This is a genomic window from Cupriavidus sp. USMAA2-4 (assembly GCF_001854305.1).
Lineage (GTDB): Bacteria > Pseudomonadota > Gammaproteobacteria > Burkholderiales > Burkholderiaceae > Cupriavidus > Cupriavidus malaysiensis.
Genome location: NZ_CP017749.1, coordinates 2,812,924 through 2,825,716 on the forward strand (window position 1 = coordinate 2,812,924; position 12,793 = coordinate 2,825,716).

Genomic DNA, 12,793 nt, shown 5'->3' on the forward strand with positions numbered 1-12,793 from the left:
CGCGTCAAGCGGCGGTAAGCAGCGCGGCCACCGCCGGGAAGACCTCGTCGCGCCAGCGCGGGCCGGTGAAGAGTTCGTAATGGCCGCTGCCGGCCACCATCAGGTGGTGCTTGTGCCGGGCCGCGAGGCCGCTGCACAGGTCGGCCGCGGCCCGTGTCTGGCCGGGGCCGGCGATGTCGTCGAGCTCGCCCTCGACGGTCAGCAGCTCGATGCCGCGGATGTCCTGGGGCCGCACCGGCCGGCCGCCGACGCTCCAGTCGCCGCGCGCCAGGCGGAATTCCTGGAAGACGATGCGGATCGTGTCGAGGTAGAACTCCGCGGCCATGTCGATCACCGCGTTGTACTCGTCGCAGGTGCGCAGGTGCAGGGCGGCCGCGGCGCGGTCGCCCTGCATCAGGTCCATGTAGTAGTCCCAGTGCGATCCCATCAGCCTGGACGGGTGCGCGGCGACGAGGCCGGCGTGCTGCAGGAAGCTGGGATAGACCCGGCGCCCCGCGCCTGCGTAGCGGGGTGGCACGGTGTGGATCAGGTGGCGCGCGAACCAGGAGAGCGGCTGGCGCAGCGCCAGCCGGTCCACCGCGGTCGGATTCTCGCGCGCGTCGATCGGGCCGCCCACCAGGGTCAGGCTGGCCGGCAGAGGTTCGCCGGCGCTGGCCAGCAGCGAAACCGCGGCCAGCGCCGGCACCGTGGCCTGGCAGACCGCCAGCAGATGGCGGGACGGCGCCTCGATGGCGCGCAGGAAATCCTGCAGGTAGGCCACGTAGTCGTCGAGATGGAAACTCCCGGCCGAAAGCGGCACCTCGCGCGCATCGATCCAGTCGGTCACGTAGACGTCGCACAGCGGCAGCAGGGTCGAGACCACTTCGCGCAGCAGCACCGCGTGATGGCCGGCCAGCGGCGCGCACAGCAGCACGGCCGGGCGCGTCGCCGCGACCGCCGCCGGTGGCGGCGCGAAGCGCAGCAGGCGGCAGAAGGGCCGCTCGGTGATCACCTGTTCCTGGATGGGCAGCTCGCGTGCGCCGTCAGGCACCGAAGCAATGGCGAAGTCCGGCTTGCCATACTCGCGCCCCAGGCGCGCCAGCATGTCGCAGCCGGCCGCCACGCAGGGCGCGCCAGGCATGCGCGCCAGCGGGCTGTCCGGGTCGGCGAAGGCGCGCGTCAGCTCGGAGGCCCAGTCGGAGACGGGCGTCAGCAGCGAACGCTGGTATTCGAGGAGCTGGTACAGCATGGGGAGTTCCGGACAGTGGGCGGGAGGCAGGCGCCAGCGGATGCGGCCCGTTTCCCTTCACTATACGTGCAGGTGCCCGCGCGGCAAGCTTCGCGTGGCCGCCTCCATTCTCCATTGTCCGGAGTTTGCTACATGGAATCGGCCGGCCATCCACGCCTGCCGCAATGCGGGATTCCCCGGGATGGCCACCGGATCCGTGTCGCCTTGTGAGTGACAGGGCAGCCCTGCGCCGGGCTTTTGCGGCGCCCGGCGGGCGCCGCCGCCTGGCGCGGCCCCGTCCGGGGCAGGCGCGCCAAGGCGGGGAGATGGGGCGTCTCAGGCCGCCGGGGCCAGCGTCACCAGCTGGGCGCCGTCCTGCACCTGGTCGCCCACGGCATACAGCACTTCGCCGACCACGCCGTCTGCCGGCGCCGTCAGGGTGTGCTCCATCTTCATCGCTTCCATCACCACCAGCGGGTCGCCCTTGCGGATGGTCTTGCCGGCCTCGACCATGACCGCGATGATGCGCCCGGGCATCGGCGCCGCCAGCTTGCCGCCATCGGCCTCGGCGGCACTGGCGTGGCGCAGCGGATCGACGATGTCGAGCCGCACATGCCGGCCAGCCTGGAACACATGGACGGCGTCATCCTCCAGGTGGTAATGGCCGTGCAGCGTGCGGCCGCCCAGCACCACGGTGCAGCTGCCATCGTGGGCCACGGCGCGGAAGGGCTCGCTGCGGCCGTCGAAGCGCAGCCATTCCCCGGCCGCGGTGGCCTGCAGGCGTGCCCGCAGTTCGCCGTCGGCGGCGCCGAACAGGTAGTCCGTGTGGCTGTCGCCATTGAGGCGCCAGGCCCCGGCACGCACCCAGGGCGAGTGGGGATCGGCCTCGTCGACGCGGCGCTCGGTCGCCTCGCGCGCCTGCAGCGCCGCCACCGCCAGCGCGATGGCCTCCATGCCCACCGGCGCCGCCGGCGGGAACAGCACTGCCCGGTTGCGTTCGATCAGCCCGGTGTCCAGGTCCGCCTGCGCGAAGGCCTCGCACGCCACCAGCCGCTGCAGGAAGGCCACGTTGGTCGACAGCCCCACCACCTGGTAGGCCGCCAGCGCCTGGCGCATGCGCGCCAGCGCCTCGTCGCGGTCGCGCCCCCACACGATCAGCTTGGCGATCATCGGGTCGTAGTAGGGGCTGATGGTGTCGCCCTCGCGCACACCCGCGTCGATGCGCACGCCGGCCGGGCCGTGCGGGTTGCCGTCGACCGCGCCGCCGCGCATGAACTGCACCGCCGCCGGCGTGCGCAGGTAGCGCAGCGTGCCGGTCGAGGGCAGGAACTGCTTGTCCGGGTTCTCGGCGTAGATGCGCGCCTCCAGCGCGTGGCCGTCGATGCGCAGCTGCTCCTGCGCCAGCGGCAGCGGCTCGCCCGCGGCCACGCGCAGCTGCCACTCGACCAGGTCCTGCCCGGTGATCATCTCGGTCACCGGGTGCTCGACCTGCAGCCGCGTGTTCATCTCCATGAAGTAGAAGCTGCCGTCCTGGTTGGCGATGAACTCCACCGTGCCGGCGCCCACGTAGCCCACCGCGCGCGCCGCGGCCACCGCCGCCTCGCCCATGGCGCGCCGGCGTTCCTCGCTCATGCCCGGCGCCGGCGCCTCTTCCAGCACCTTCTGGTGGCGCCGCTGCACCGAGCAGTCGCGCTCGAACAGGTAGACGCAGTGGCCCTGGCTGTCGGCGAAGACCTGGATCTCGATGTGGCGCGGGCGCGTCAGGTACTTCTCGACCAGCACGCGCTCGTCGCCGAAGCTGGCCAGCGCCTCGCGCTTGACCGAGGCCAGCGCGGCCTCGAAGGCCTCGGGCGCCTCGACCACGCGCATGCCCTTGCCGCCGCCGCCGGCGCTGGCCTTGAGCAGCACCGGGTAGCCGATGCGGTCGGCCTCGCGGCGCAGCAGCGCCGGGTCCTGGTCCTCGCCGTGGTAGCCGGGCACCAGCGGCACGGCGGCGGTCTCCATCAGCTGCTTGGCCGCGCTCTTGCTGCCCATGGCGCGGATGGCCGAGGCCGGCGGGCCGATGAAGACCAGGCCGGCGGCCGCGCAGGCCTCGGCGAAGCCCTCGTTCTCGGAGAGGAAGCCGTAGCCGGGGTGGATGGCCTGGGCGCCGGTGGCGCGCGCCACCTCGATGATGTGGTCGGCGCGCAGGTAGCTGTCGCGCGCGGCGGCGCCGCCGATGTGCACGGCCTCGTCGCAGAAGGCCACGTGGCGCGCGTCGGCGTCGGCGTCCGAGTACACCGCCACGGTGCGGATGCCCAGCCGGCGGCAGGTGGCCGCCACGCGGCAGGCGATTTCTCCTCGGTTGGCGATCAGGATCTTGTTGAACATAGTGTCTCTACCTGTGTGGTGTAGGGGCAGGATCGGCGCTGGTCGAGGTGCGCTCTCATCACTTCCCGTTCCGGTCTGGGTGGCTACGGGGTCGGGAGGGGGCCGCCGTGCCGCCGCGCGTTAGACGCGGTCTGGACGCGGTCTGGACGCCGTCATGCTGGCAAGTGCCAGCCCTCTCCCCCGGCCCCTCTCCCGCGAGCGGGAGAAGGGAGCAAAGCTCGTGTCGTGCGCAGGCTCAGGCGGGACGCCAGGCTGGTGTGCGTTTCTCCAGGAAGGAGCGCACGCCTTCGCGGCCTTCGTCGGAGGCGCGGATGGCGGCGATGCGCTCGGCGGTGTCGGCCAGCAGGTCGTCGTCGATCGGGCGGCCGGCTACCTCGCGCACCAGGCGCTTGCTTTCGCGTACCGCGTTCGGGCTGTTGGCGACCAGCGCCGCGCTGATCTCGTTGACCTTGGCGTCGAGCGCATCGGCGCCGGCCACGGCATGGACGAAGCCCAGGCGCAGCGCCTCGGCGGCATCGAAGCGCTCGGCGGTGATGAAGTAGCGGCGCGCTGCCTGCTCGCCCATGGCGCGGATCACATAGGGGCTGATGGTGGCGGGCAGCAGGCCCAGGCGCGCCTCCGACAGGCAGAAGTGCGCATGGTCGGCGGCCACGGCGATGTCGCAGGCCGCGGCCAGGCCGACGCCGCCGGCGTAGGTGTCGCCATGGATGCGGGCGATCACCGGCTTGGGGCAGGACCAGATGGTGTACAGCATCTCGGCCAGCGTGAGCGCGTCGGCATGGTTCTCCTCATTGGAGTAACCGGCCATCTTCTTCATCCAGTTCAGGTCGGCGCCGGCGCAGAAGGCCGGGCCGTTGCCGGCCAGCACGATGGCGCGCACCTCGGGCTCCGCGCCCAGCGCGCGGAAGGCGCCGGTAAGCTCCGCGATCACGGTCTCGTTGAAGGCGTTGCGCACGTCCGGGCGGTTCAGCGTGACCGTGGCGACGTGGCGGGCGGTAGTGACGGTGAGGGTGGTGAATTCCATGGGGCGATCCTGTAGATGTCGGCCACTCACATGCGGAAGACGCCGAACTTCATGTCTTCGATCGGTGCGTTGAGGCTGGCCGACAAGCCGAGGCCGAGCACGGTGCGGGTCTGCGCCGGGTCGATCACGCCGTCGTCCCACAGCCGCGCGCTGGCGTAGTAGGGGTGGCCCTGGTGCTCGTACTGGTCGCGGATCGGCTGCTTGAAGGCCTCTTCCTGCTCGGCGCTCCAGTTGCCGCCCTTGGCCTCGATGCCGTCACGGCGCACGGTGGCCAGAACGCTGGCGGCCTGCTCGCCGCCCATCACCGAGATGCGGGCGTTGGGCCACATCCACAGGAAGCGCGGCGAGTAGGCGCGGCCGCACATGCCGTAGTTGCCGGCGCCGAAGGAGCCGCCGATGATCACGGTGAACTTGGGCACCTGGGCGGTGGCGACCGCGGTCACCATCTTGGCGCCGTTGCGCGCGATGCCTTCGTTCTCGTACTTGCGGCCCACCATGAAGCCGGTGATGTTCTGCAGGAACACCAGCGGGATCTTGCGCTGGCAGCACAGTTCGATGAAGTGCGCGCCCTTGAGCGCCGATTCGGAGAACAGGATGCCGTTGTTGGCGACGATGCCGACCGGGTAGCCCCAGATGCGGGCGAAACCGCACACCAGCGTGGTGCCGTAGCGGGCCTTGAACTCGTCGAAGTCGGAGTCGTCGACGATGCGCGCGATCACCTCGCGCACGTCGTACGGCTTGCGCGTGTCGGTGGGGATCACGCCGTACAGCTCTTCCACCGGGTAGCGCGGCGGCTTGGGCTCGTGCAGGCGGATCTGGTCGGGCTTGCGGCGGTTCAGGTGCTGGACGATATTGCGCGCCAGCGACAGCGCGTGCAGGTCGTTCTGCGCGAAGTAGTCGGCCACGCCGGACAGGCGGGTGTGCACGTCGGCGCCGCCCAGGTCCTCGGCGCTGACTTCCTCGCCGGTGGCGGCCTTCACCAGCGGCGGGCCGCCCAGGAAGATGGTGCCCTGGTTCTTGACGATGATGGACTCGTCACTCATCGCCGGCACGTAGGCGCCGCCCGCGGTGCAGGAGCCCATCACCACGGCGATCTGCGGAATGCCCCGCTTGGACAGGTTGGCCTGGTTGTAGAAGATGCGGCCGAAATGGTCGCGGTCCGGGAACACCTCGTCCTGGTTCGGCAGGTTGGCACCGCCGGAGTCCACCAGGTAGATGCAGGGCAGGTTGTTCTCTTCGGCGATCTCCTGCGCGCGCACGTGCTTCTTCACCGTCATCGGGTAGTAGGTCCCGCCCTTGACGGTGGCGTCGTTGCAGACGATCACGCATTCCTGGCCGGCCACGCGGCCGATCCCGGTGATGATGCCGGCGCCGGGCGCCGCATCGTCGTACATGTCGTAGGCCGCCAGCTGGGACAGCTCCAGGAAAGGCGTGCCCGGATCGAGCAGTTGCTGCACGCGGTCGCGCGGCAGCAGCTTGCCGCGCGCCAGGTGCTTGTCGCGCGCGGCTTCGCCGCCGCCTTCGGCGAGCTTGGCGATCTTGGCCTTGAGGTCGGCCACCAGGGCCTGCATGGCCTCGGCATTGGCCTTGAAGGCCTCGGCGCGGGCATTGAGCTTGGATTCGAGGATGGGCATGGGGTCTCGCGGTTCGGGGCGGATCAGGGCGGATCGGGTCCGGGGCGGGCGCGGCGGGCGCAGTGGCAGCGCGGCCCGCCGCGGCGCGGGCTTACATGGTCTCGGCGAACAGTTCGCGGCCGATCAGCATGCGGCGGATCTCCGAGGTGCCGGCGCCGATCTCGTACAGCTTGGCGTCGCGCCACAGGCGGCCGGCCGGGTATTCGTTGATGTAGCCATTGCCGCCCAGGATCTGCACCGTCTCGCCGGCCATCCAGGTGGCCTTCTCCGCCGTGTACAGGATCACCGCCGCGCAGTCCTTGCGCACCTGGCGCACGTGGTCGCTGCCGAGCGCGTCGAGGTTCTTGCCGACCGTGTACAGGTAGCTGCGCGCGGCCTGCAGCGTGGTGTACATATCGGCCACCTTGCCCTGGATCAGCTGGAACTCGCCGATGCTCTGGCCGAACTGCTTGCGGTCGTGGATGTAAGGGGTGATCACGTCCATGCAGGCCTGCATGATGCCGACCGGGCCGCCCGACAGCACGGCGCGCTCGTAGTCGAGGCCGCTCATCAGCACCTTGGCGCCGCCGTTCTCGGCGCCGAGGATATTTTCCACCGGCACTTCGACGTCCTCGAACACCAGCTCGCCGGTGTGCGAGCCGCGCATGCCCAGCTTGTCCAGCTTCTGCGCCACCGAGAAACCCTTCATGCCCTTCTCGACGATGAAGGCGGTCATGCCGCGCGCGCCCAGCTCGGGCTCGGTCTTGGCGTAGACCACCAGCACGTCGCAGTCGGGGCCGTTGGTGATCCACATCTTGGTGCCGTTGAGCACATAGCGGTCGCCCTTGAAGTCGGCGCGCAGCTTCATGCTGACCACATCCGAGCCGGCGTTCGGCTCGCTCATGGCGAGCGCGCCGATCCATTCGCCCGAGACCAGCTTGGGCAGGTAGCGGGCCTTCTGCGCCGGCGTGCCGTTGCGGTGGATCTGGTTCACGCACAGGTTGGAGTGGGCGCCGTAGGACAGGCCCACCGAGGCGGAGGCGCGGCTGATCTCCTCCATGGCGATCATGTGGGCGAGATAGCCCATATTGGCGCCGCCGTATTCCTCGGCCACGGTGATGCCGAGCACGCCGAGGTCGCCCATCTTCTTCCAGGCGTCCATCGGGAACTGGTCGGTGCGGTCGATCTCGCCGGCGCGCGGCGCCAGCTCGGCCTGGGCCCAGTCGCGCACGGCGGAGCGCAGCATCTCGATGTCTTCACCGAGGTCGAATTTCAGTCCGGGGAGTTCGGTCATGGTCGTGTGCCTTTCGTCAATGGTTGAGCGCCGTTGTTCGGCTTGTCGTTCTGGCTTGCTGGCAGTCCTGCGCGACCGGTCCCGCGGGCGGGGCCGGACGCTTCGGGGTTCGGGGTTCGCGGTTCGAGACGCAGGTTCAGGCGGTCTTCGGTTCGGTCAGGTTCAGCTCCACCGTCATGCGCTCACGCATGACGAACTTCTGCACCTTGCCGGTGATGGTCATCGGCATCTCGTCGACGAAGCGGATGTAGCGCGGGATCTTGTAGTGGGCGATCTGCTCGCGGCAGAAAGCGCGGATCTCGTCCTCGGTGGCGCTCTGGCCGGGCCGCAGCACGATCCAGGCGCAGATCTCCTCGCCGTACTTCGGATCGGGCACGCCGAACACCTGCACGGCCTGCACCTTGGGGTGGCGGAAGAGGAACTCCTCGATCTCGCGCGGGTAGACGTTCTCGCCGCCGCGGATCAGCATGTCCTTGACGCGGCCGACGATATTGCAGTAGCCGTCGGCGTCGATGGTGGCGAGGTCGCCGGTGTGCATCCAGCCGTCGCGGATGGCCTCGGCCGTGCGCGCCTCATCCTCCCAGTAGCCCTGCATCACCGAATAGCCGCGCGTGCACAGCTCGCCGGTGGCGCCGACCGGCAGCACCTGGCCGTCGACGTCGACCACCTTGCACTCCAGGTGCGGATGGACGCGCCCGACCGTGGCCACGCGCTTGTCGAGCGGGTCGTCGGTGGCGCTCTGGAAGGACACCGGGCTGGTCTCGGTCATGCCGTAGGCGATGGTCACCTCGGCCATGTGCATGTCCTTGATCACCCGCTTCATCACCTCGATCGGGCAGGGCGCGCCGGCCATGATGCCGGTGCGCAGCGAGGAGAAGTCGTAGCTGCCGAAGTCGGGGTGGTCGAGCTGGGCGATGAACATGGTCGGCACGCCGTGCAGGGCGCTGCAGCGCTCCTCGCTGACCGCCGCCATGGTGGCGACCGGGTCGAAGGCCTCGCCGGGGAACACCATGCAGGCGCCGGTGGACACGCAGGCCAGCACTGCCAGCACCATGCCGAAGCAGTGGTAGAGCGGCACCGGGATGCACAGCTTGTCCTGCTCGGTAAAGCGCATCGCCATGGCGATGTAGCGGGCGTTGTTGAGGATGTTGCGGTGCGTCAAGGTGGCGCCCTTGGGGGCGCCGGTGGTGCCGCTGGTGAACTGGATATTGATCGGGTCGTTGCGGTCGAGCGAGGCCGTCAGTGCGTCCAGTTCGGCACGTGGCACGGCGGCGCCGCGCGCCACCATCTCGTCGAAATTGAGCATGCCCGGCGTGCGTGCCTCGCCCATGCGGATCACCCAGCGCAGCGCCGGCAGGCGCGCCGCCTGCAGCGCGCCGGGTGCGCTGGCGGCCAGTTCGGGCGCCAGCGTCTGCAGCATCTCCAGGTAGCGCGAGGTCTTGAAGGTTTCCGCCGCGATGATGGCCTTGCAGCCGACCTTGTTGAGCGCGTACTCCAGCTCGGCCAGCCGGTAGGCCGGATTGATGTTGACCATGACCAGGCCGGCGCGCGCGGTGGCGAACTGGGTCAGCAGCCATTCCACCCGGTTCGGCGACCAGATGCCGACGCGATCCCCGCGGCGCAGGCCGAGCGCCAGCAGGCCGGCGGCCATGGCATCGACCGCGGCGGTGAACTCGCGCCAGGTCCAGCGCACGCCCTGTTCGCGGAACACCACTGCCGGCCGCTCCGGGAAGCGCGCCGCGGTGGCGGCGAGGAAGTCCGGGATGGTCTGCTCGGACAGCGGGATGCGGGTATCGCCGCGCACGTGCGACATTCCGTCGAGGGGAAGGCCCACGGCTGTCTCGGTGCGGGTGGTGTCGGTCATGGTCGTCTCCAGATGGGTGCTTGCCGTTGAATGTTGAGTGTGTCTCAACTATGTTACGGCTATCTGACTGCCTGATTTTTTTGCTTTATTTCTGCTTTGAGCGACGATCGCTTCGCCGCCAACGGGGTAAAATTACACCGGCATTGGCAAAATTGCAAATGCAAATTGAGTGACATTCAAGAAACTGCGGAGCACGGGCGGAGGCGGCAGCCGCCATCCCGGCCGGCCCACGCAAAGAGGATAGTTCCATGGACGACACCCTGGCCAGGCGGCGCGTACCGGCGCGCGCCAAGGCGGAACAACGCATACGCGACATCCTGCGGATCAGCCGCGAGGTGTTCTCCGAGCTGGGGTACGAGCGCACCACCACGACCGAGATCGCCCAGCGCCTGGGGATCTCGGAAGGCACCATCTTCACTTACTTCCACAGCAAGCGCGAACTGTGCGCGCGCGTGATCCAGGACTGGTACGACGAGATCATCGCCGCCATCGAGAACGGCATGCCGCGCGGCCAGAGCACCCGGGCGCAGCTCGAGTTCTTCATCCATACGCACCTGCGGCTGTTCCTGATCCAGGGCACCGGCCTGTGCGCCCTGGTGCTCTCCGAAGGGCGCGCCAAGGGACAGGGCCTGGGCGAGGTCTTCCTGCCGCTGCAGCGCCGCTACACCGCGCCGCTGATGGACCTGCTGGCGCGCGCACGGGAAGCCGGCGAGATCCGCGCCGACCTGCCGCTCAGCCTGCTGCGCTCGGCCATCCTCGGTCCGATGGAGCACGTGCTGTGGGATGCGGTGGTGGGCGGGCGCCCGGTCGACATCGAGAAGACGGCGCAGCACCTGGTGGCCTTGCTGTGGCCGGCTTTGCTGCCGCCTGATCTGGAGGTGGCGGCGTTGAAGCGGTTTTATGGGGAGGTGGGGGTGGCGTTGAGGCGGGTGGAGGAGGGGAAGTAGGTTTGCCTTGCTTTGGTGAGGCCTGGGTAATGGTGGATGTTGTCGGTTTGCGAGGCAACGGCCTGTTTCGACTCCCCTGCGGGGAGCCGACTGGCTTTCGTGACGCAAGGCTTTTGCGCGTGGATTCGAGTGGTATCGGTCAGTGTGACAACGGCCTGTTTCGACTCCCCCTGCGGGGGAGCCGACCTACTTTCTTGGTCTTGCCCAAGAAAGTAGGCAAAGAAGGCGCGCCGGGTGCGGCTCAACCCCCCCTCGCGTGCTGGGGCAAAGAGCGGCCGGGCCCCAACTCGGATCGCCTTAAGGCGATCCTCAGACAGGGGGCCCTCTAATCCGCTCTTTGCCTCAGCCCGCGAGGCGCCGCACACGGCAGGGAACAGATGCCACGCCTCGCTGCGCTTCGGGTGGGCGGTGTTCGGCCAGCTTGCTGGCCGAACACCAATGCACGCGTGACTCGATGCCTTGTCGCTTGTTTTCGGGCGGTGTTGGTGTGCGAGGCAACGGCCTGTTTCGACCCCCTGCGAGGAGCCGACTGGCTTTCGTGACGCAAGGCTTTTGCGCGTGGATTCGAGTGGTATCGGTCAGTGTGACAACGGCCTGTTTCGACTCCCCCTGCGGGGGAGCCGACCTACTTTCTTGGTCTTGCCCAAGAAAGTAGGCAAAGAAGGCGCGCCGGGTGCGGCTCAACCCCCCCTCGCGTGCTGGGGCAAAGAGCGGCCGGGCCCCAACTCGGATCGCCTTAAGGCGATCCTCAGACAGGGGGCCCTCTAATCCGCTCTTTGCCCCAGCCCGCGAGGCGCCGCACACGGCAGGGAACAGACGCCACGCCTCGCTTCGCTTCGGGTGGGCTGTGTTCGGCCAGCTGCTGGCCGATCACAAAGGCTTAGCAAACCTGGCTGTTATGCAAAAGTGAGCCCGCTCGCAGACCAACGGTTGGCCTTTCCCTCCCGTGTGCGGCGCCTCGCGAATGGGCCCCGGCCGCCGATGAAGCCCGTCCGCTGTCTGAGCGGCCGCAGGCCGCGAGTTCGGACGGGCGCGGCGGCCGGGGCCCATTCGCGAGGGGGGGTCGCCGCACCCGGGTCGCCTTTCTTTGCTTACTTTCTTTGGCGAGACAAAAGCCTGTTTCGGCTCCCCGCAGGGGAGTCGAAACAGGCTTTTGTCTCGCAGACCAACACCGCCCGAACCCAAACGGCAAGGTACCAAATCACCAGAGCAAGCCGTTGCCACGCACACCGACAAGCCATCCCAAAACCAACCAACTCAAGCCCAAAAGATCAAGCCATCTGACTCAACGCCCTACGAAACCGCCCCAGCGAAAACGCAAACAAGACACTGCCGATCACCAGCAGGAAAAGAAACGGCTTCCAGACCACGCCCATCCCAGCACCACGATAGAGAATGGCCTGCCCAAGCTCGACGAAGTGGGTGGTCGGCGCCGCCAGCATGATGACCTGCACGAACTCCGGCATGCTCTCGCGCGGCGTGCTGCCGCCCGACAGCATCTGCAGCGGCAGCAGCACGAGCACCAGCAGCATGCCGAACTGAGGCATGCTGCGCGCCAGCGTGGCCATGAAGATCCCCATCGAGGTGGTGGCGAACAGGTGCAGCGCGGCGCCGGCCAGGAACAGCCACATCGAACCCTCGATGGGAACGTGCAGCGCGCCGCGCACGACGAAGGTGAGCGAGAAGCCCGCCGCCAGCAGCACCACCAGGCCCATCGACCACACCTTGGCCAGCATGATCTCGGTCGGCGTGACCGGCATCACCAGCAGGTGCTCGATGGTGCCGTGCTCGCGCTCGCGGATCAGCGCGGCGCCGGTCAGGATGATGGAGAGCATGGTGACGTTGTTGATGATCTCCATCATGGCGCCGAACCACGACTGGGTCAGGTTGGGGTTGAAGCGCATGCGCACGGCGAGGTCGACCGGCAGGTCGGCGGCGGCGCGGTAGCGGCGCACGAATTCGTTGATTTCGTCGTTGAGGATCTGCTGGACGTAGCCGCTGCCGGTGAAGGCCTGGCTCATGCGGGTGGCGTCGATGTTGAGCTGGATCTCGGCCGGACGCCCGGCCAGCACGTCGCGCTGCAGGTTGGGCGGGATGTCGAGCGCGAAGGTGTAGCGGCCGGCATCCATGCCGGCGTCGGCCTCGGCCGGGCTGACCAAGGCCGGGGTGGAGAAATGCGGCGGGTAGAAGGCCGAGACGATGCGCGAGGACAGCGGCGAGCCGTCGTTGTCGGTGACGGCGATGGGGGCCATGTGCAGGGTTTCGGGAATCGCCGTGGCCGAGGTGTAGATCGTCACGGTGAAGGCGAACACGATCAGGACCAGCATCATGGGATCGCGCACCAGGCTCCACAGCTCCTTGACCCCCAGCCGGTAGATATTGGCCAGGTGGCGGGGCCGGGTGCGGGTGGTGGGCGCGGCCGGGCTGGCGTCTTGCCGGGCGGGCGCGGCGGCCCCGGTGTCGTTGGCGTTCAT

General features: G+C 68.8%; 8 protein-coding genes. 1 reads left to right on the top strand and 7 read right to left on the bottom strand.

Annotation, left to right across the window (positions count from 1 at the left end):
• Positions 1–4: 4 nt before the first annotated feature.
• From phaZ to BKK79_RS32315, 6 genes are all read right to left on the bottom strand, one after another.
• Positions 5–1,228: a polyhydroxyalkanoate depolymerase gene (phaZ, locus tag BKK79_RS32290; RefSeq protein ID WP_071039885.1), complete on the bottom strand. Its 1,224-nt coding sequence runs from the start codon at positions 1,226–1,228 to the stop codon at positions 5–7.
• Positions 1,229–1,543: 315 nt separating this feature from the next.
• Entirely contained in the window at positions 1,544–3,577 is a 2,034-nt protein-coding gene (locus tag BKK79_RS32295) for an acetyl/propionyl/methylcrotonyl-CoA carboxylase subunit alpha (protein ID WP_071039886.1), read from the bottom strand.
• 235 nt (positions 3,578–3,812) lie between these two features.
• Complete coding sequence (locus tag BKK79_RS32300) at positions 3,813–4,601, bottom strand: enoyl-CoA hydratase/isomerase family protein (RefSeq protein WP_071020523.1); 789 nt, start codon at positions 4,599–4,601, stop codon at positions 3,813–3,815.
• Positions 4,602–4,627: 26 nt separating this feature from the next.
• Positions 4,628–6,235 carry a carboxyl transferase domain-containing protein gene (locus tag BKK79_RS32305; RefSeq protein ID WP_071020520.1) on the bottom strand — a complete coding sequence of 536 codons (1,608 nt, stop codon included), beginning with the start codon at positions 6,233–6,235 and terminating at the stop codon, positions 4,628–4,630.
• Between the two features lie 91 nt (positions 6,236–6,326).
• Positions 6,327–7,508, bottom strand: coding sequence for an isovaleryl-CoA dehydrogenase (locus BKK79_RS32310; RefSeq protein WP_071020517.1), 1,182 nt, complete (start codon positions 7,506–7,508; stop codon positions 6,327–6,329).
• A 136-nt stretch (positions 7,509–7,644) separates the two neighbouring features.
• Positions 7,645–9,372 (bottom strand): AMP-binding protein, encoded by a 1,728-nt coding sequence (locus BKK79_RS32315; protein WP_071039887.1) that lies wholly within the window; start codon positions 9,370–9,372, stop codon positions 7,645–7,647.
• 248 nt (positions 9,373–9,620) lie between these two features.
• On the opposite strand from BKK79_RS32315, the gene BKK79_RS32320 reads away from it, so the two are divergent.
• Positions 9,621–10,319: a TetR/AcrR family transcriptional regulator gene (locus BKK79_RS32320; protein WP_071020512.1), complete on the top strand. Its 699-nt coding sequence runs from the start codon at positions 9,621–9,623 to the stop codon at positions 10,317–10,319.
• 1,271 nt (positions 10,320–11,590) lie between these two features.
• Here BKK79_RS32320 and BKK79_RS32325 read toward each other — a convergent pair.
• Positions 11,591–12,793: an ABC transporter permease gene (locus BKK79_RS32325; RefSeq protein WP_084085461.1), complete on the bottom strand. Its 1,203-nt coding sequence runs from the start codon at positions 12,791–12,793 to the stop codon at positions 11,591–11,593.